At 70.0% G+C, this 18,821-nt stretch carries 21 protein-coding genes and 2 tRNA genes; 15 read left to right on the top strand and 8 right to left on the bottom strand.

Annotated features, from left to right (window positions below; genetic code table 11):
* The 3 genes from I5G_RS24600 to I5G_RS09400 form a co-directional block, all read left to right on the top strand.
* Window positions 1–183: zinc finger domain-containing protein (locus I5G_RS24600; protein ID WP_026095806.1), on the top strand; the 183-nt coding region annotated here is incomplete at its 5' end.
* A gap of 18 nt (window positions 184–201) precedes the next feature.
* Window positions 202–828 carry an FMN-binding negative transcriptional regulator gene (locus I5G_RS09405; protein WP_022878835.1) on the top strand — a complete coding sequence of 209 codons (627 nt, stop codon included), beginning with the start codon at window positions 202–204 and terminating at the stop codon, window positions 826–828.
* Window positions 825–2,324: an amidohydrolase gene (locus I5G_RS09400; RefSeq protein ID WP_022878834.1), complete on the top strand. Its 1,500-nt coding sequence runs from the start codon at window positions 825–827 to the stop codon at window positions 2,322–2,324. The genes I5G_RS09405 and I5G_RS09400 overlap by 4 nt, the downstream gene beginning before the upstream one ends.
* Before the next feature lie 150 nt (window positions 2,325–2,474).
* On the opposite strand, the gene I5G_RS09395 is transcribed toward I5G_RS09400, so the two are convergent.
* Complete coding sequence (locus I5G_RS09395; RefSeq protein ID WP_022878833.1) at window positions 2,475–2,960, bottom strand: Dps family protein; 486 nt, start codon at window positions 2,958–2,960, stop codon at window positions 2,475–2,477.
* A gap of 150 nt (window positions 2,961–3,110) precedes the next feature.
* On the opposite strand from I5G_RS09395, the gene I5G_RS09390 reads away from it, so the two are divergent.
* Window positions 3,111–3,644, top strand: coding sequence for a gamma carbonic anhydrase family protein (locus I5G_RS09390; protein WP_022878832.1), 534 nt, complete (start codon window positions 3,111–3,113; stop codon window positions 3,642–3,644).
* A 1-nt stretch (window position 3,645) separates the two neighbouring features.
* On the opposite strand, the gene I5G_RS09385 is transcribed toward I5G_RS09390, so the two are convergent.
* Window positions 3,646–4,596, bottom strand: coding sequence for an arsenic resistance protein (locus I5G_RS09385; RefSeq protein ID WP_022878831.1), 951 nt, complete (start codon window positions 4,594–4,596; stop codon window positions 3,646–3,648).
* Between the two features lie 63 nt (window positions 4,597–4,659).
* On the opposite strand from I5G_RS09385, the gene I5G_RS09380 reads away from it, so the two are divergent.
* Window positions 4,660–5,034 carry a hypothetical protein gene (locus tag I5G_RS09380; protein WP_022878830.1) on the top strand — a complete coding sequence of 125 codons (375 nt, stop codon included), beginning with the start codon at window positions 4,660–4,662 and terminating at the stop codon, window positions 5,032–5,034.
* 8 nt (window positions 5,035–5,042) lie between these two features.
* Here the strand turns inward: I5G_RS09380 and I5G_RS09375 are convergent.
* Window positions 5,043–5,116: transfer RNA gene (locus I5G_RS09375), tRNA-Gly, on the bottom strand.
* A 234-nt stretch (window positions 5,117–5,350) separates the two neighbouring features.
* Here I5G_RS09375 and I5G_RS09370 point away from each other — a divergent pair.
* The 8 genes from I5G_RS09370 to I5G_RS09335 all read left to right on the top strand — a co-directional run bounded on the left by I5G_RS09370 (window position 5,351) and on the right by I5G_RS09335 (window position 11,841).
* Window positions 5,351–5,424 (top strand) — tRNA-Pro (locus I5G_RS09370).
* A gap of 73 nt (window positions 5,425–5,497) precedes the next feature.
* Complete coding sequence (gene tig / locus I5G_RS09365; RefSeq protein WP_022878829.1) at window positions 5,498–6,955, top strand: trigger factor; 1,458 nt, start codon at window positions 5,498–5,500, stop codon at window positions 6,953–6,955.
* Between the two features lie 170 nt (window positions 6,956–7,125).
* Window positions 7,126–7,614 (top strand): tetratricopeptide repeat protein, encoded by a 489-nt coding sequence (locus I5G_RS09360; protein WP_022878828.1) that lies wholly within the window; start codon window positions 7,126–7,128, stop codon window positions 7,612–7,614.
* Between the two features lie 78 nt (window positions 7,615–7,692).
* Complete coding sequence (locus I5G_RS09355) at window positions 7,693–8,277, top strand: ATP-dependent Clp protease proteolytic subunit (protein WP_022878827.1); 585 nt, start codon at window positions 7,693–7,695, stop codon at window positions 8,275–8,277.
* Window positions 8,278–8,306: 29 nt separating this feature from the next.
* Complete coding sequence (locus tag I5G_RS09350) at window positions 8,307–8,969, top strand: ATP-dependent Clp protease proteolytic subunit (protein ID WP_022878826.1); 663 nt, start codon at window positions 8,307–8,309, stop codon at window positions 8,967–8,969.
* A 228-nt stretch (window positions 8,970–9,197) separates the two neighbouring features.
* A complete protein-coding gene (gene clpX, locus I5G_RS09345) occupies window positions 9,198–10,466 on the top strand; it encodes an ATP-dependent Clp protease ATP-binding subunit ClpX (protein ID WP_022878825.1) in 1,269 nt (422 codons plus the stop codon).
* Between the two features lie 23 nt (window positions 10,467–10,489).
* Window positions 10,490–11,293, top strand: a complete 804-nt coding sequence (locus I5G_RS21625; protein ID WP_022878824.1) for a DUF3566 domain-containing protein — start codon at window positions 10,490–10,492, stop codon at window positions 11,291–11,293.
* Window positions 11,294–11,334: 41 nt separating this feature from the next.
* Window positions 11,335–11,841, top strand: a complete 507-nt coding sequence (locus I5G_RS09335) for a GNAT family N-acetyltransferase (RefSeq protein WP_022878823.1) — start codon at window positions 11,335–11,337, stop codon at window positions 11,839–11,841.
* 28 nt (window positions 11,842–11,869) lie between these two features.
* Here I5G_RS09335 and I5G_RS09330 read toward each other — a convergent pair whose 3' ends face one another.
* The gene (locus I5G_RS09330) at window positions 11,870–13,921 is read right to left on the bottom strand and encodes a M3 family metallopeptidase (protein WP_022878822.1); all 2,052 of its coding nucleotides are present in this window, start codon (window positions 13,919–13,921) and stop codon (window positions 11,870–11,872) included.
* A gap of 82 nt (window positions 13,922–14,003) precedes the next feature.
* Between I5G_RS09330 and I5G_RS09325 the strand changes: the two genes are divergently transcribed.
* Entirely contained in the window at window positions 14,004–14,597 is a 594-nt protein-coding gene (locus tag I5G_RS09325; protein WP_022878821.1) for a helix-turn-helix domain-containing protein, read from the top strand.
* Complete coding sequence (locus I5G_RS09320) at window positions 14,594–14,797, top strand: hypothetical protein (RefSeq protein ID WP_022878820.1); 204 nt, start codon at window positions 14,594–14,596, stop codon at window positions 14,795–14,797. Before I5G_RS09325 ends, I5G_RS09320 begins: the two co-directional genes overlap by 4 nt.
* A 45-nt stretch (window positions 14,798–14,842) precedes the next feature.
* Here I5G_RS09320 and I5G_RS09315 read toward each other — a convergent pair whose 3' ends face one another.
* The 4 genes from I5G_RS09315 to I5G_RS21620 form a co-directional block, all read right to left on the bottom strand.
* The gene (locus I5G_RS09315; RefSeq protein ID WP_022878819.1) at window positions 14,843–15,091 is read right to left on the bottom strand and encodes a hypothetical protein; all 249 of its coding nucleotides are present in this window, start codon (window positions 15,089–15,091) and stop codon (window positions 14,843–14,845) included.
* The gene (gene valS, locus I5G_RS09310; RefSeq protein ID WP_022878818.1) at window positions 15,091–17,658 is read right to left on the bottom strand and encodes a valine--tRNA ligase; all 2,568 of its coding nucleotides are present in this window, start codon (window positions 17,656–17,658) and stop codon (window positions 15,091–15,093) included. Before valS ends, I5G_RS09315 begins: the two co-directional genes overlap by 1 nt.
* Window positions 17,659–17,764: 106 nt before the next feature.
* A complete protein-coding gene (locus tag I5G_RS09305; RefSeq protein WP_022878817.1) occupies window positions 17,765–18,421 on the bottom strand; it encodes a hypothetical protein in 657 nt (218 codons plus the stop codon).
* Window positions 18,422–18,821, bottom strand: a 400-nt coding sequence (locus I5G_RS21620; protein WP_036327340.1) for an MFS transporter, incomplete at its 5' end; no start/stop codon positions are given.

Here is an 18,821-nt window from a genome sequence, read left to right as displayed (position 1 = left end):
GGCCAGATGATGACGATGCACTACCTCGACCCCGAGGCGTACCGCCGCGCGATGGCCCACCGCGACGACCGGCACTGGGTCTACCACCGCGCCGGTCTGCCGTGCCGGGTGTGCGGCACGACGGTGCTCGTCGAAGAAGCGGCGGGACGCAAGCTGTACTGGTGCCCCAAGTGCCAGGCTTGAGCGATCTAGGCTGATCCGGTGCGGCAGAATCCGAGTTTCGCGATGACCGACGTCGGGGAGATCCGGCGCCTCGTCGAGCATCACCCGTGGGTCACGCTGGTCTCCGCGGGCGGGGACGGTCTGGTGGCCTCCCACTACGCCGTCCTGCTCGACGACGACCGCGACGACCTCACGATCGTGGGCCACGTCGGCAAGCCCGACGACGCGATCCTCGGGCTCGGCGACCGCGAGCTGCTCGTCGTCGTGCAGGGACCGCACGGATACATCACGCCGCGCTGGTACGGCGACGGCCCGGCCGTGCCGACGTGGAACTTCGTGTCGGCGCACCTCAGTGGCATCCCGGAGATCCTCACCCCCGAGGAGAACCTGCGCGTGCTCGACCGGCTGGTGGAGCGTTTCGAGGGCGAGGATGGTCGCGGGCTGTACCGCGCGCCGAACGATGCCGCGTTCGTCGACCGGCTCGCCGCCGGCACCGTCGGTTTCCGGCTGACCCCGACGCGGGTGGTGGGCAAGCGGAAGCTGAGCCAGAATCGCCCGGCCGAGGTCGTCGACACGATCATCGAAGGTCTCGGGAACGGTCCCTACGCCAACCCGACCCTCGCCGCCGAGATGCAGCGCGTCGCCGACGCGCGCCGACGCGCATGATCGGCGAAACCGCGGCGTTCGTGCGCGCCGTCCGTGTGGCCGGCCCCGGCCCGGGATTCCTCCCCACGACCGACGAGCCGGTCGATCTCCTCCTCCCGGGCGGCCGCATCGTCGACATCGCGCCGACCGGGAACCTGCGTCCGCGCGGCGCCGTCGTGGACGGTGACGGCGGGTGGCTGCTCCCCGGATTGTGGGACCACCACGTGCACGTCGTGCAGTGGGCCCTCACGGCCGATCGCATCCCGCTCGGCGGCGCCGGGTCGGCACGCGAAGCCGCGGCGATGATGTCCGGGATCCCGACGAGCGACGACGACCGCGGCATCGGCGTCGGCTTCCGTGACGGACTCTGGCCCGACGAACCCACGCTCGCGCTCCTGGATGCCACGACGGGCGAGGTCCCGACCTACCTCGTGAACGCCGATGTGCACAGCGTCTGGATGAACTCCGCCGCCTTCCGGCGCGAAGGCTTCGAGCCGCCGGCATCCGGTGTCCTGCGCGAAGAGGACGCGTTCGAGATCTCGCGACGGCTGAACGCGGTCGACCCGGAGGTGGGGGATCGCGCCGTCGAGCGGATGGCGCGTGCTGCCGCCGCGCGCGGACTCGTCGGACTCGTCGATCTCGACATGACGTGGAACGACGAGCCGTGGCAGCGGCGCGTCGCCCGCGGCTTCGACACGCTGCGCGTGTCGTACGGCACCTACCCGCAGCACCTGGACCGCGCGATCGCCGAGGGCCTGCGCACGGGCGATCCCGTGCGCGGGGCGGCGGACGACCTCGTGCGGGTGGGGCCGCTGAAGGCCATCACCGACGGCTCGCTCGGCACGCGCACCGCCGCGTGCGCGCACCACTACCCGGGCGAGGTCGACAACCACGGGTTGCTGACCATCCCGCCGGAGGAGCTCGTCGACCTCATGACGCGTGCGACCGCGGCGGGCCTCGAGTGCGCGATCCACGCGATCGGCGACGTCGCGAACGCGCACGCCCTCGACGCCTACGCCCTCACCGGTGCAGTCGGCACGATCGAGCACGCGCAGCTCGTGGCCCACGCCGACATCCCGCGGTTCGCACGGCTGGGGGTGTCCGCAAGCGTGCAGCCCGAGCATGCGCTCGACGACCGCGACATGACGGATGCCATATGGGCCGAGCAGTCCGCGCAGCCCTACCCGCTGCGCGCCCTGGCCGACAGTGGCGCGAACCTTCTCTTCGGCTCCGACGCTCCCGTGGCGCCGCTCGACCCGTGGGCGGCGATCGCGTCCGCGGTCTTCCGCACGCGCGATGGCCGCGACGCGTGGCAACCTCACCAGCGCGTCGGCATCGACACCGCGATCGCGGCATCCACCGCCGGAGGCTCGACGGCCCCCGCCGAGATCGCGCCCGGTGCCCGCGCGGACCTCGTGATCGTGGATGCCGATCCGCGAAGCGCCGACGAGCTCGCCCTGCGCGCGATGCCCATCCGGACGACGCTGCTCGTCGGCCGCGTCACGCACGCGTCCTGAGCCCGGCACGCGCGTGTCCGCCCGGCGCCCGCGCGTGTGCGTGAGGGGTCAATTTCTGTCGCTTCCGGGCTCCCGAAGCGACAGAAATCGACCCCTCACGCAACGACGGAGGGGGCGGTGCCGAAGCGCCGCCCCCTCCGGAAGAGAGTCTCAGGCCGCGAGGTGCGCGAACAGGAACCAGCGGTCCTTGTCGAGGCCGCGCTTGATCTCGATCGCGACGTCCTGGCTCGACAGGTCGGTCTCGTCGAGGCCGTCGATGGCGGTCTGGATGTCGACGAGCACGGCGTCGATGTCGGCGATGACGGCGCGGATGACGACGTCGGACTGCGCGAAGCCAGCGGGGACGGCCGTCTCCTTCGCCTTCGCGGCGACGGTCGAGAGGCGCGCGTCGATCGGCAGGCCGAGGGCGACGATGCGCTCGGCGGCGAGGTCGGCCCAGTCCTGCGCGTGGGCGACGACGGTGTCGAGCAGCTCGTGCACGCCGATGAAGTTGGCGCCGCGGACGTGCCAGTGGGCCTGCTTGCCGTTGACGACGAGGGCCTCGAGGCCGAGGACGACGGGCGAGAGGAACTGCGCGGTGCTGGAGGCCATGGTCGAGTCGACGGTGGTGGCGGCGGGCGTCTGAACGGTGCTCATGAGATCTCCTGAGTGTTGTACCGAAGTCGTGATGACAGCAACGCTACTCACGACAGAACATTCCGCAAGCAAGATGAGGCTCGGCTAAATGCCTGGTAGGAAGGCAATCCTCACCTCAGTCCGGAGCGTCTCGCGCGATAGTCTCAGCCCATGACGATCTCACCGGATGCCACGGTCCTCGCCCTCCCCGACGCGACGCCGGAGGTGCACGACACCGCGTTCGTGGCATCCGGGGCTCGCATCGTCGGTGCGGTCACCCTGAGCGAGGGTTCGAGCGTCTGGTACAACGCCGTCGTCCGCGGCGACAGCGCCGCGATCGTCCTGGGTCCGCGGAGCAACCTGCAGGACAACGTGTCGGTGCACGTCGACCGCGGCCGTCCGGTCACGATCGGTGCCGACGTCTCGGTGGGGCACAACGCCGTGGTGCACGGCTGCACGATCGGCGACGGTTCGCTGATCGGCATGGGCAGCGTGGTGCTGTCGGGCGCCCAGATCGGACCCGGATGCCTCGTCGCCGGGGGAGCGGTCGTCCTCGAGGGCACGGTGGTTCCGGAGGGCTCCCTCGTCGCGGGCGTTCCCGCGAAGGTGCGCCGCGCCCTGACGCCCGAGGAACGGGAGGGAATCCTCCGCAACGCACAGACGTATCTCGCGCACTCCGAACGGCACGCGGCCGCTCAGGCCTGACTCACCGCGCGACGATCCGCGGCACGACCCGCACGAGGGCGACCATTCCCACGAGCTCGACGAGCGTCTGCGTGACGATGGCGGCGGATGCCAGAGCCAGGGGTTCGGGGAGGGCGAGGGCGAGCGGCAGCACGACGAGGGAGTTCCGCGTCGAGCCCGAGAACACCGTCGCTCGTGCGGTGGGGACGTCCGGGCGGAACACCCGGGCGACCAGGATGCCGAGCACCGGCGCGACGATGAGGAACGCGACGTAGATCGGCACGACCGCGAGGAGCTCCGTGGCGTGTGTACGCACCACGTCGATCTGCGCACCGACGACCACGGCGAGGGTGACGACGAGAAGCGGCACCATACTGGCATCCATCGTCCGCTCGACGGCGCGGGCGGCGCGGAGCCGGCGCGCCAGGAGCTGCGTGACCGCGGCAGCCCCCATCGGCAGGGCGATGAACAGGACGAACGCTCCGACGAACGGAGCGACGTCGATCGCGCCCGGGAGGTCGGGCCCCGCCAGGAGTCCGAGGAGCACCGGGAGCAGGGCGAGCTGAGCGAGCATCAGCACCGGCGAGACAGCGAGAAGACGGGATGCCGAGCCCCCGGCGAGTCGCGTGAACACGACGACGTAGTCGATGCACGGGGTGAGGAGCACCAGCAGAACCCCCACGAGGAGCGCCCGGTCGTGAGCGACGAAACGCGAGAGACCGAACACGAGCACCGGAACGAGGACGAAGTTCAGGATCAGGACGGCCGCGAGGAACCGCAGGTCGCCGAGCGCCCGGCCGATCTCGGCGAACGGCACGGCGAGGAACGTCGCGAACAGGAGGAGGATCAGCGCCGGGGTGACGAGGGCCTCGAGGACCACGGCGCTTCCGGGGACGGCGAGCCCGATCGCGCCGCCGACGAGCATCCCCGCGAGATACAGCGGGATCTGCCAGCGGTTCGCCCACGCGATCATCGGATCGAGCCTACGGCGAGGCAACCCCCTGGTCGGGTCGGCGCCCCCGCGTAGCGTGGCGCCATGCACATCACGCGTCTCGAACCCGGTGAGGTCTTCGTCTTCGGATCGAACGGGTCCGGCGCCCACGGCGGCGGCGCGGCGCGCTTCGCCCTCGACCGTTTCGGTGCCGTATGGGGCCAGTCCGAGGGGCTGCAGGGCCAGTCGTACGGCATCGACACCATGTCCGGGCTGGCCGTGTTCGAGGAGCAGGCGCGGCGATTCGTCGCGTTCGCAGCGGAGCACCCCGAGCTGCGGTTCCTCGTGACCGAGGTCGGCTGCGGCATCGCCGGCTACCGGCCCGAGCAGGTCGCCGGATTCTTCGCGGGAGCGGGGGAGAACGTGGTGCTGCCGGAGTCGTTCGCGGCGGTGTTGGGAGAGGACCCGGCGCCCAGCTGAGGTGGTTGTGGAGGGGATGACGGGAATCGAACCCGCACCATCAGTTTGGAAGACTGAGGCTCTACCATTGAGCTACATCCCCGCGGCGGCGAACCGCAGCGACGACAACTCTACTTCACGTCCGCCGGTGTCACGGACACCCGTCTCACCGGAGCAGAGGATGTCCCCGGATCCCGTCCTCATCCACCTGAGCGCCCGGCAGCACGGCGTCCGCGCCGAAGCACATGGCATCCGATCGACTCCCAGACCGGCCCCCGCACCTCGATCGACTAGACTTCCAGGGGTCGTTTCGTCGAACGCGTACTGCGCGTCGCTCCGGGGCGTAGCTCAGCTTGGTAGAGCGCCCGCTTTGGGAGCGGGAGGCCGCAGGTTCAAATCCTGTCGCCCCGACGCAACGGCCCCACAGACCCCAGGCCTAGCCGGCCCCCGCGTCCGCGCGGGCCACACGAGGAGAACACACCGCATGGTCAACAGCACCGTCGAGAAGCTCAGCCCGACCCGGGTCAAGCTCCACATCACGGTCTCGCCCGAAGAGCTCAAGCCGAGCATCACCCACGCCTACGAGCACATCGCTCAGGACGTGCAGATCCCCGGCTTCCGCAAGGGCAAGGTGCCCGCGCCGATCATCGACCAGCGCATCGGTCGCGGCGCCGTCATCGAGCACGCCGTCAACGAGGGTCTCGACGGGTTCTACCGCCAGGCCGTCGAAGACCAGGAGCTGCGCGTCATCGGCCGCCCGAGCGCCGAGATCGTCGAACTCCCCGAGCTGAAGGACTACTCGGGCGACCTGGTCGTCGACATCGAGGTCGACGTCCGCCCCGAGTTCGACCTGCCCGCCTACGACTCCATCACCGTGACCGTCGACGCCCTCGAGGCCGACGAGGCGGCCGTGGATGCCGAGCTCGACCGCCTGCGCGCCCGCTTCGGCACGCTCGTGACCGTCGACCGTCCCGCCGCGAAGGGCGACTTCGTCGAGCTCGACCTCGTCGCCACGATCGACGGCACCGAGATCGACCGCGCCGAGGGCGTGTCGTACGAGGTCGGTTCCGGCGAGCTGCTCGAGGGCATCGACGAGGCCATCGACTCGCTCACCGCCGACGAGCAGACCACGTTCCGCTCGAAGCTCGTCGGTGGCGACCACGCCGGCGAAGAGGCCGAGGTCTCCGTCACGATCACGGCCGTCAAGGAGCGCGAGCTGCCCGACGCCGACGACGACTTCGCGCAGATGGCATCCGAGTTCGACACGCTCGAAGAGCTTCGTGCGTCGCTCGCCGAGCGCGTCTCCGAGCAGTCGGTCTTCACGCAGGGCGCCGCCGCGCGCGACAAGTTCGTCGAGGCGCTCATCGAGGCCGTCGAGATCCCCGTGCCGCCGCAGCTCATCGAGGACGAGGTCCACACGCACCTCGAGGGCGAGAACCGCCTCGAGGACGACGTGCACCGCGCCGAGGTCACCGAGGCCAGCGAGAAGCAGTTCCGCACCCAGATGATCCTCGACAAGATCGCCGAGGACGCCAACGTCCAGGTCTCGCAGGACGAGCTGACGCAGTACCTCATCCAGTCGGCCGCGCAGTACGGCATGGCTCCGCAGGACTTCGTCAACGCGCTGCAGCAGGGCAACCAGCTGCCCGCCATGGTCGGCGAGGTCGCCCGTAACAAGGCGCTCGCGATCGCGCTCGGCAAGGTCACCGTCGTCGACACCAACGGCAAGCCCGTCGACCTGACCGGCTTCGTCGCCGTCGAGGGCGAAGAGCCCGTCGACGCCGAGGAAGAGGTCGTCGAAGAGGCGCAGGAGATCGCCGACGCCGCCGCCGACGCGGACGCCGTCGTCGAGGCCGAGGAAGCCGCCGCCGAGGAGGCCCCCAAGAAGGCCCCCGCGAAGAAGCGCGCTCCCGCCAAGAAGAAGGCTGCCGATAGCGAGTAAGACTCGTCCGGTTCGCGAACAGGGGGTGGATGCCACGGCATCCGCCCCCTGTTTTCGTCACCGCCTCACCGGTTGAGTGTCCAAGACACGCCGCGTGGGGCTCGCGCGATACGGCGTGTCCTGGACACTCGACGGCGCACCACACGACACGACACAGGGGGAGGACACCCATGAACGACTGGCAGGAACGCGTCGACGCGGTCTGGGACGACGCGACGCTGACCGAGGGACAGGTCATCGAGCGCATCGACGCTCTCGCGGGCGAACGGCCCGAGGACGACCCGGTCGCCCTCTTCGAACGCGCGGGCGCGCGGGACTCCGCCGGGCTCGAGGCCGAGGCCGAGGTGTTCTACCGTCGTGCGCTGGACGGCGGGCTCGACGACGAGCGTCGCACGCGCGCGACGATCCAGCTCGCCAGCACGATCCGCAACCTCGGCAAGATCGACGAGGCGCGAGAGATGTTGCGGGCGGAGTACGAGCGCGAACCGCGCGGGCCGCTCCACGACGCGGCCGCGGCGTTCTACGCCCTCGCGCTCGTGTCGGCCGGCGAGGCCGAGCGGGCGGCATCCATCGCTCTGGAAACCCTCGCTCCGCACCTGCCGCGTTACACCCGATCGGTCACCGGATACGCCCGCGAGATCGCGGACGGACACGCCTGATCCGCCCGCGGCGAACACGGCGACCCGCCCCGAATCGCGCCGGTAGATTCGTTGCAGATCACCGGAAGAGGAGCACAAATGCCCGAACCCCTTATGGCAACGAGCGTCTTCGACAGGCTGCTCAAGGACCGCATCATCTGGCTCGGTTCGGAGGTGCGTGACGAGAACGCCAACGAGATCTGCGCCAAGATCCTGCTGCTCGCGGCAGAGGACTCGCAGAAGGACATCTACCTCTACATCAACTCGCCCGGCGGGTCGATCACGGCAGGCATGGCGATCTACGACACCATGCAGTTCGTCCCGAACGACATCGTGACCGTCGGCATCGGCATGGCCGCCTCGATGGGCCAGCTGCTGCTCACCAGCGGCACCAAGGGCAAGCGCTACATCACGCCCAACGCCCGCGTGCTGCTGCACCAGCCGCACGGTGGCTTCGGCGGTACCGCGAGCGACATCCAGACGCAGGCGCAGCTCATCCTCGACATGAAGAAGCGTCTCGCCGAGATCACGGCCGCGCAGACCGGCAAGACCGTGGAGCAGATCAACGCCGACGGCGACCGCGACCGCTGGTTCAGCGCCCAGGAGGCGCTCGAGTACGGCTTCGTCGACCACATGCGCGAGCACGCAAGCGACGTCGCCGGCGGCGGCGGGACCGCGGCCTGAGGCCGAGGGCGAGAGGAAAGGACACCGCAATGCACACTCCCACCTTCGGCGGCAGCGCTCTGCAGATGCCGAGCAGCCGCTACATCCTGCCCCAGTTCGAGGAGCGCACGGCCTACGGCTACAAGCGCCAGGACCCGTACAACAAGCTGTTCGAGGACCGCGTCATCTTCCTGGGCGTCCAGGTCGACGACGCCTCGGCGGACGACGTCATGGCCCAGCTGCTCGTGCTCGAGTCGCAGGATCCCGACCGCGACATCATCATGTACATCAACTCGCCCGGTGGCTCGTTCACGGCCATGACGGCGATCTACGACACGATGCAGTACATCTCGCCCCAGATCCAGACGGTCGTGCTCGGCCAGGCGGCATCCGCGGCATCCGTCCTGCTCGCGGCCGGCGCCCCCGGCAAGCGTCTCGCCCTCCCGAATGCCCGTATCCTGATCCACCAGCCTGCCGTCGGCGAGTCCGGTCACGGTCAGGCGTCGGACATCGAGATCCAGGCGGCCGAGATCATGCGCATGCGCACGTGGCTCGAGGAGACGATGGCCCGCCACACGGGTCAGGACGTCGCGAAGGTGAACAAGGACATCGACCGCGACAAGATCCTCTCCGCCCAGGAGGCGCTCGAGTACGGCATCGTCGACCAGGTGCTGACGAGCCGCAAGCGCGTCCCGGCGGCCCTGACCGCCTGACCCGCTTCACCCGATGCCCCGCCGGATCCGTCCGGCGGGGCATCGTCGCGTCCGTGAGGTCTTTCTCGGTTGGGGCGGGGGAGGGATGCCGGAGCCCGGTGCGGTCGCATCCGTGTCCGCCCGTGGCGATCAGGCGCACGGCGCTCGCGCAAATGCCCTCGAATGTCCCGGGCACCGGTTAGGCTCAAAGTCACTCCGGCGTGGGGCCGGGAATGAGGAGGCACGGGCATGGCACGCATCGGGGAGAGCGCCGATCTGTTCAAATGCTCCTTCTGCGGCAAGAGCCAGAAGCAGGTGCAGCAGCTGATCGCCGGTCCGGGCGTGTACATCTGCGACGAGTGCGTCGAGCTGTGCAACGAGATCATCGAAGAGCGCATGGCCGAGTCCTCGACGGGCGAGGTTGCCGACTTCGACCTTCCGAAGCCCCGCGAGATCTTCGGCTTCCTCGAGGAGTACGTCGTCGGGCAGGAGCCCGCGAAGCGCGCCCTCGCCGTCGCCGTCTACAACCACTACAAGCGTGTGCGATCGCACGGCACCCTGCAGCCCGCCGAGCAGCGCGCCGAAGAGATCGACATCGCCAAGAGCAACATCCTGCTCCTCGGCCCGACCGGGTGCGGCAAGACCTACCTCGCGCAGACGCTCGCGAAGCGCCTCAACGTCCCGTTCGCGGTGGCGGATGCCACGGCCCTCACCGAGGCCGGCTACGTCGGTGAGGACGTCGAGAACATCCTCCTCAAGCTTCTTCAGGCCGCTGACTTCGACGTGAAGCGCGCCGAGACCGGCATCATCTACATCGACGAGGTCGACAAGATCGCCCGCAAGGCCGAGAACCCCTCGATCACGCGCGACGTGTCGGGCGAGGGCGTGCAGCAGGCACTGCTGAAGATCCTCGAGGGCACCGTCGCCTCGGTTCCGCCGCAGGGCGGCCGCAAGCACCCGCACCAGGAGTTCATCCAGATCGACACGACGAACGTCCTGTTCATCGTGGCCGGCGCCTTCGCCGGGCTGGAAGAGATCATCTCCTCGCGCGTCGGCAAGCACGGCGTCGGCTTCGGCGCCCCCTTGCACCGCAAGGAGGACGCGCCCGACCTGTTCAGCGAGGTCCTGCCGGAAGACCTGCACAAGTTCGGTCTGATCCCCGAGTTCATCGGGCGCCTGCCCGTCGTGGCATCCGTCTCGCCCCTCGACCAGGACGCGCTGATGGAGATCCTCACGGCGCCGCGCAACGCGCTCGTCAAGCAGTACCAGCGCATGTTCGAGCTCGACGGCGTCCAGCTCGAGTTCGAGGAAGACGCGCTGCGCGCGATCGCCGACCTCGCCGTGGCGCGCAAGACCGGTGCCCGTGGCCTCCGCGCGATCCTCGAGGACGTGCTCGGACCGGTGATGTTCGACATCCCGTCGGGCGAAGACGTGGCGAAGGTCGTCATCACGCGCGCCTCGGTCGAAGACCGCGCCCCCGCGACCGTGGTGCTGGCGCAGAAGCGCAAGAGCGCCTGACCTTACCGGGTGACGGAGATCCCATGATCCGTCGCCGTGTCGGCGTCATCGTCTCGGTGGTGGTCGGGTCCTGCGTCGTCGTCGCTGTCGCAGTGTTGTACCTGGTCCAGAGCGCCACCGGGCTGTTCGGGACGGTCGGACAGGCCATCGCGGACTCGGAGAACGGTGACGTGCTCGCCGCGCGTCTCGTCCGAGACACCGCCGACGACCTGACCAGCACGCTCGGCTACATCCCGAGAGCCGTGGATGCCGAAACCCGAGCCGCGAACACGTTCACGGCCTCGACGGGTGCGGTGACCGTGACCCCGCTCGCCTGGAGCGGCGACGGCTCGCCGGGCGACCCCGCGGTCGTCGACGTGCGAATCGCCGCCGAGGTCGCGGGGCGGGAGAGAGCTCCCTGGAGCAAGGGCAACTCGCCCGGGTCCGCGTCGGGCTGCTTCCGATTCACCATGCCGGTCGGGGAGTACGCGAACGCGCAACCGATCGACTGCCCCGCGAGCACGACTCCCGTCGAACCTCCCGTCGCGTCGACCGCACCCGAACTGCCCGCCGACGCCGAAGAACGCCTCCGGACAGCACTGGCCGCGACCGTCGTCTCGGCGGAGAGCGTCCGTGCCCTGTTCGCGGACCCCACGACCACGGTCGAGGTCAGCGTCACCGACGCAGGAGAGACGGTCGCCGCCGTCGGGGCGCCTGCCGCGCGCGATTGCGTCGTGCTGGTGCGCCACGCCGACGGCACGATCGACCCGGTCGACTTCCGACGCATCTCGCTCGAGCCGGGCGAGGTGGGCTGCTCGACGAGCCTGTACACGAACCCGCCGTTCTGAGCATCGGGCTCGTCCGTGCCGCGTCCACGAGACTGGTGCACATGCTCCCCGCGCTTCCGCTTCCCGCATCCCTCGAGACAGCCCACGGCCCGGTGCAGGTTCGTCGCGCGACACCCGGCGACCTGCCCGCGCTCGCCCGCCTCCTCGGTGACGATCCGATCAGCGCCGCTCGCGGCGACAGCGGGGACATCGCTGACTACCGCGCCGCGCTCGATGCGGTGCTGGCGGCGCCCGGCAACGATCTCCTCGTGGCCGTCGACGCCGGGGGCACCGTCGTCGGCACGCTGCAGCTCACTGTGATCCCCGGCATGGCCCGGCGAGGGGCGACCCGGCTGCTGGTCGAAGCGGTGCGGGTGGCATCCACTCGTCGGTCTTCCGGAATCGGTGGCGCGTTGATGCGGTGGGTGATGCGCGACGCGGCGCTGGCGACGGGCGCGGGCTTGGTCCAGCTGACGTCTGACGCCGCACGCACCGACGCCCACCGCTTTTACACGCGTTTGGGTTTCGCCGACTCGCACATCGGCTTCAAGTACACGGTGGGCGCCTGATCCCGCAGCGGAGCCGGCGCCCCGACCGTCAGACCGTGAGACCCCGTCGCTCCAGCAGCGGCTGGATCTCGGCATCCCGTCCACGGAAATCGCGGTAGGCCTCGAGCGGGTCGCCCGACCCGCCGACGCCCAGCAGACGCTGGCGGAACCGATCGCCGTTCTCGCGCGTGAGCCCGCCGTTCTCGCGGAACCACTCGACGGTGTCGGCGTCGAGCACCTCACTCCAGATGTAGGAGTAGTACCCGGCGCTGTAGCCGCCCGAGAACACGTGCGCGAAGTACGTCGAGGCGTAGCGCGTCGGGACCGCCGGGTTGTCGAGGCCGATGTCGGCGAGGGCGGCCGCCTCGAACGCGGCGACGTCGATCTCCCGCGACGCCTCATCCACGCTCAGGCCGTGCCACGCCTGGTCGATCCAGGATGCCGCGAGGTACTCACTCGTGGCGAAGCCCTGGTTGAACGCCTCCGAGGCGTGCAGCCGCTCGACGACGTCGGCGGGCAGCGGCTCGCCGGTCTCGTGGTGCCGCGCGTAGTGCGCGAGGATCTCGGGCCAGAAGATCCACATCTCGTTCACCTGGCTCGGAAACTCCACGAAGTCGCGGTGCACCGCGGTGCCCGCGAAGTGCGGATAGGTGACCGTGGCGAACAGGCCGTGCAGCGCGTGCCCGAACTCGTGGAACAGCGTCGTGACCTCGTCGAGCGTGAGGAGCGTCGGCGTTCCGGGCGCGGGCTTGTTGACGTTGAGATTGTTGACGACCACGGGCGCCGTACCGCGTAGCCGCGACTGCGTGACGATCGAGTTCATCCAAGCGCCGCCGCGCTTGGAGTCGCGCGTGTAGAGGTCGAGCAGGAACAGCCCGAGCTCACTGCCGTCGGCGTTGTGCACCTCGAACACGCGGACGTCGGGGTGATAGCCCTGCAGGTCGTGGCGCTCCGAGATCCGGATGCCGTACAGCTGCTCGGCGGCCGAGAACACGCCGTCCCGCAGCACGCGCTCCGCCTCGAACCACGGGCGCAACGCGGCGCGGTCCAGGTCGTACTGCTCGGCACGGACCTTCTCGGTGTAGAACGCCCAGTCGTGCGCCTCGATCCGGATGCCGTCCCCGTCGGCGATGCGCTGGAGAGCGGCCTGCTCGGCCCGGGCGTTGGCGGCCGCGGGCACGGCGAGGCGGCGCAGCAGATCGTGGACCGCTTCGGGCGACCCGGCGGTCTGGTCGGCGAGCACGGCGGCGGCGTGCGAGGGGTAGCCGAGAAGGGCCGCCCGCTCGGCGCGCAGCCGCACGATCTCGCGCAGCGTCGCGCGGTTGTCGTGGGCGTTGCCCCGGGTGCCGCGTGCGCGCGAGGCCTCCAGCAGCCGACGACGGCTCTCGCGGTTCGTGAGCGACGCGAGGTACGGGTGCCCGGTGTACAGCGTGAGGGTCACGACGTAGCGCCCGTCGAGCCCGCGCTCGGTCGCGGCCTGAGCCGCGGCGGACAGCTCGCCCTCGCTGAGGCCGTCGAGCTCGGCCGCGTCGTCGAACACGACCGCGAGGTCGTTGGTGTCGGCGAGGAGGTTCTTCTCGAACGTCGTCGTCAGCGTCGAGAGACGCTGGTTGAGGTCGGTGAGCTTCTGCTTCTGCTCCTCGTCGAGCCCGGCGCCGGCCAGCGACATCTCGCGGTACCGGCGCTCGACGAGGTACCGGCTCTCGGCATCCAGGTCGAGGCTGTCCAGCGCGTCGTGCACGCCCGTGACGCGCGCGTACAGCGCCGCGTCGAGCTGAATCGCGTCGCCGTGGGCCGACATGAGCGGCGCCAGCTCCTCTTCGACGGCCTGAACCTCGGCCGTGCCGTCGGCGGATGCCACGGTGTAGAACGTCCGCGCGACGCGGTCGAGCAGGGCACCGCTGCGCTCCAGCGCGACGAGGGTGTTCTCGAACGTCGGGGCCGCGGTCTGCGCGGTGATCGCGTCGACCTCGGCCCGCTGCGCGGCGAACGCCTCGCGGAACGCGGGGAGGTAGTGCTCGACCCGAATGCTGCCGTAGGGCGGCAGGTCGTAGGGGAGGGGCGTCGGAGCGAGGAGGGGATTGGTCACGGCATCCGTCATCGTTCCAGCGTAGTCACCGGGCCCGCGCACAGATACAAAGAAGTGTTTGCATACGCTCGCTTGCAAAGGTATCTTTGCATCCATGACTTCCGATTCTCGTCCCGAGGGGCGCGTCCTCGACGCCGGTGCTCTGCGCGCCCTGGCGCACCCCCTGCGCGTCCGGCTCTACGAACTGCTGAGCCAGTACGGGCCGCAGACCGCCAGTGGGCTTGCCGCCCTGACGGGGGAGTCCACCGGCGCGACCAGCTACCACTTGCGGGCGCTCGCCAAGCACGACCTGATCCGCGAGGTCGCGGGACGCGGAACGGCTCGCGAGCGGTGGTGGGAGCGGCCCAAGGGGGCGGTGACACTCGTGAACCCCGAGATGGCGACCACCCCGAGCGGACGCGCGGTGATGGAAGCCGTCCACTCCGAGACGCTCACCCTGCGCCAGCAGCAGCTCATGTCGTTCGTCACGCACGGCTGGGATGAGGACGAGGAGTGGTTCGACAAGAGCCTCATCTCGACCGCGAGTGCCCGGCTCACCGTCGAACAGATGGCGGAACTCGGCGATCGACTGCAGTCGATCATCGCCGAAACCGTCGACCGCTACCGAGATCAAACCGGCGACGGCCTCCGCGTGGTCACCATGCGGGCCGACGTCTTCCCGCTCCCCACCGAAGGAGGCATCCGATGACCGCTCTCACCGCACCCCTCGCCACACCGACCGCCCCCGAGCTTCTCCTGCTGGCGCTGTCGCGCATCCTCGCCGACCACGCCCACGCCCGCATGCGTGCCCGCGCGGCGCGCGCTGACGTCACCGCGCAGCGCGAGGCCGCTCTCGCCGCTGGAGCACGCCCGGAGTTCGCGGCAGAGGCCTACCTGCGGGTGCGCTGAGCGAAGAGAAAGGGCCGGGGTGCATGGCATCCCGGCCCTCCGTACTCAAGCGAACTCGTCCTCGTCGTCGTAGCGCACGACCACCTCGCCCGAGGCGTCCTGCGCGACGATCACGCCGGTGTCGAGCTCGGCGACCGGGCGCCCCTCGAGGAACGTGAGGGTCCACCGGGGGGCGGGAGCGCTGAGCCCGTCGGGGTTCAGCGCCGCCTCGACGGCCGCGATCTGCGCGTGCAGCACCGCGGGCACGGCAGCCGGGGGCTGCTCGCGGGCGGTCCAACGGGTTCCGAGCTGCATCAGTCCTCCTGGGGTGCGAACACGATGTCGGTGACGGCGGTGGCGTCGGCCTCGACGAAGGTGATCGTCTCGATCCGGCCCACGGCACGCAGATCATCTTCCGCCGACCGCAGCGCCTCCGCGTGGGGGCTTGCGATCGTGAGCGAGAGCACCGGCGTCTTCTGGGATGCCTTGGCCTCGGTCTTCGCACGACGGATGCCGATGAGCGCCTCGCCCACGGCCGTCAGCACGACCGGGTCGCCCTGGATGCCGAGCGGCGTGGGCCAGGCCGCGGTGTGGACCGAGCCCTCCTCGAACCACGACCACACCTCCTCCGCGGCGAACGACAGCACGGGCGCGAACAGGCGGGTCAGCGTCGACAGCGCCGTGCGCAGCGCGAGCGCCGCCGAGGCCTGACCGACGTCGGAGCGGTCGTACGCCCGCTCCTTGACCAGCTCGAGGTAGTCGTCGCAGAACGTCCAGAAGAACGACTCGGTGATCTCCAGCGCGCGGGCGTGGTCGTACGCCTCCAGCGCCGCGGTCGCATCGGCGACGACCTTGTCGAGGGTCGTGAGCATCGAGGCATCCAGAGCGTGCGTCACCTCGGCTCCCTCGGGCACCGGGAACGACAGGACGAACTTCGCCGCGTTCAGCAGCTTGATCGCGAGACGGCGACCGATCTTGATCTGCGTCGGGTTCTGCGGGTCGAACGCCGCGTCGGTGCCCAGGCGGCTGGATGCCGCCCAGTAGCGCACCGCGTCGGATCCGTGCTGCTGCAGGATGTCCGCCGGGGTGACGACGTTGCCCTTCGACTTCGACATCTTCTTGCGGTCGGGGTCGACGATGAAGCCCGAGATCGCGGCATCCGACCACGGTGCACGGTCGTCCTCGAGGGCACTGCGCAGCATCGTCGAGAAGAGCCACGTGCGGATGATGTCCTGGCCCTGCGGACGCAGGTCGAACGGCGCGACGAGGTTCCAGAGCTCGTCGTCGCGCTGCCAGCCGCCGGCGAGCTGCGGCGTCAGCGACGACGTCGCCCACGTGTCGAGGATGTCCTGCTCGGCGTCGAATCCACCGGGCACGCCGCGCTGGTCCTCGGTGTAGCCCGGGGGGACGTCGGTCGTCGGGTCGACGGGCAGCGACGCGAGGTCGGGCGTGAGCACGCGGCCGTAGTCGCGCTCCCCGTTCTCGTCGAGGCCGTACCAGACCGGGATGGGCACGCCGAAGAACCGCTGGCGCGATACGAGCCAGTCGCCGGTGAGTCCGTTGGTCCAGTTCTCGAAGCGCACGCGCATGAAGTCCGGATGCCACGACATCTCGCGCCCGAGGGCGATGAGACGCTCGCGCAGCTCGGCGTCGCGCGCGCCGTTGCGGATGTACCACTGGCGCGTCGACACGATCTCGAGGGGGCGGTCGCCCTTCTCGAAGAACTTCACCGGGTGCGTGAAGGGCTTCGGCGCGCCCTCCATCTCGCCGGACTCCTGCAGCAGCTCGACGATGCGCTTCTTGGCGCTGAACACGGTCTTGCCCGCGAGTTCCGCGTACGCCGCCTTCGCGGCATCCGTCACGATCACATCCGGAGCGTCGGCGACGATGCGCCCGTCCTTGCCGATGATCGTGCGGTTGGGGAGGTCGAGCTCGCGCCACCAGATGATGTCGGTGACGTCACCGAACGTACAGATCATGGCGATGCCCGACCCCTTGTCCTGCTGCGCGAGCGGGTGGGGTAGCACCGGCACCTCGACGTCGAACAGCGGTGTGCGCACGGTCGAGCCGAACAGCGGCTGGTAGCGCTCGTCGTCGGGGTTGGCCACGAGCGCGACGCACGCGGCGAGCAGCTCGGGGCGCGTCGTCTCGATGAACACATCGCCGGAGCCGTCGGTCTTGTGGAACCCGAGGCGGTGGTACGCGGCGGGCTGGTCGCGGTCCTCGAGTTCGGCCTGCGCGATGGCGGAGCGGAAGTCGACGTCCCACAGCGTCGGCGCGAGCGCCTGGTAGGCCTCGCCGCGCTCCACGTTCCGGAGGAACGCCAGCTGGCTCGTGCGCATCGAGTCGTCGGAGATCGTGCGGTACGTCTGCCCCCAGTCGACGCTCAGCCCGAGGTCGCGCCACAGCGCCTCGAAGGCCTTCTCGTCCTCGACGGTGAGCTCTTCGCACAGCTCGATGAAGTTGCGGCGGCTGATCGGCACCTGGTCGGCGGCCTTGCTGCTCTTGTTGTCGCCGCCCGAGAACGGGGGCGTGAAGTCGGGGTCGTACGGCAGCGACGGGTCGCAGCGCACGCCGTAGTAGTTCTGCACGCGGCGCTCGGTCGGGAGGCCGTTGTCGTCCCAGCCGATCGGGTAGAACACCGTCTTGCCGCGCATGCGCTCGAAACGCACCTTCACGTCGGTGTGCGTGTAGCTGAAGACGTGCCCGATGTGGAGGCTTCCGGATGCCGTCGGCGGAGGCGTGTCGACCGAGAAGACACCGGCGCGGCCCACCTCGGCGGCGCGGATGCGGTCGAAGACGTACGTGCCGCGGTCGGTCCACGCGGCATCCCACTTCTGCTCGAGGCCCTCCAGGGCGGGCTTGTCCGGAATCAGCGACATGGGTACTCCTCGAGCGATATAGACGGCACCGTGTGAGCGTGCCTGACTGTGGAATGTCGCTCGAGTCTACCGGGCGCACGGGGTGGGCCGCGGAGGGCGGCCCGCCTCAGTCCTGCACGTCGATGCCCCATGCCCGGGCGAAGTCCGACGCGGCGAGCTCGACCTGGCGGTGGGTCAGGGTGACGCCGCGGAGGGAGTCCGGGCGGCCGTACGACAGCGCCTCGAGGCCGCGCAGGTCGACGTGCTCGGCGCGCAAGCCGTCGGAGTCCACCTCGTCGGCGCGGGAGTCCGCGAATCGCACGCGCGACAGCGTCGCGAGGGGCAGGTCGAGCGTGCCGATCACGCAGTCGGCGACGAGGACGTCGCGCACCGTCGCGCCGCGCAGCGACAGGTAGTCGATGCGCACGCCCCGCAGCTCGACGCTGTCGAGTTCGGCGCCCGACAGGTCGAGCGTGCCGATGCGGCCGCCGTCGACCGCGACGTTCCGCCAGCGCCCGTCACGCGCGAGGAGCTCCGTGGCCCGCAGCGACACGATCTCGACGTCGGCCAGAGTCGCGCCGGTGAGGTCGAGCGAGTCGACGGATGCCTCGGCGATCACGCTCTCCGAGAGCGTCGAGTGCGCGGCATCCACGTGTCCCTCGAGCGAGGCGACGCGCGTGCCGAGCAGGTCCGCCCGCGGTCCGAGGCCGTGCGCGGTCTCGAACTCCCGAGGCAGGTCGGGAGCCGAGACGCGGGGCGGCAGCGGACCGCGGACGCGTGCCACTCAGGCCTCGACGGGTTCGGGTCGACGGCGCGAAGCCGCCCACGCCGCGACGAGCGTGATGGCGGAGAGGACGGCGAGCACGACACCAGGATGCCACCACGCGAACGCCGTCTGCGTACCGAGCGCCGTGGTCACCAGCGGAACGAAGCCGGAAATGGTCGCGGCGATCGCATACGTGAGAGACAGCGCCGAGTACCGGAAGTGGTCGGGGAACAGGTCGCTCAGGAGTCCCCCGAGCGCGGCCCACGACATGGTCGGCAGGATGCCGCCGATGATCATGGTGGCGACCAGGATCGGGAACGTGGCGAACTGCAGCAGGAAGTACATCGGGAACGTGATGAGCAGCGTCCCGAGCGCGCCCCACGCGACGACCTTCGCGGAGCCGATGCGGTTCGCCCAG

This window comes from Microbacterium sp. B19, from assembly GCF_000333395.1.
Classification (GTDB): domain Bacteria; phylum Actinomycetota; class Actinomycetes; order Actinomycetales; family Microbacteriaceae; genus Microbacterium.
The sequence above is the reverse complement of the archived record's forward strand: the minus strand, read 5'-3'. Positions and strand labels throughout refer to the sequence as shown.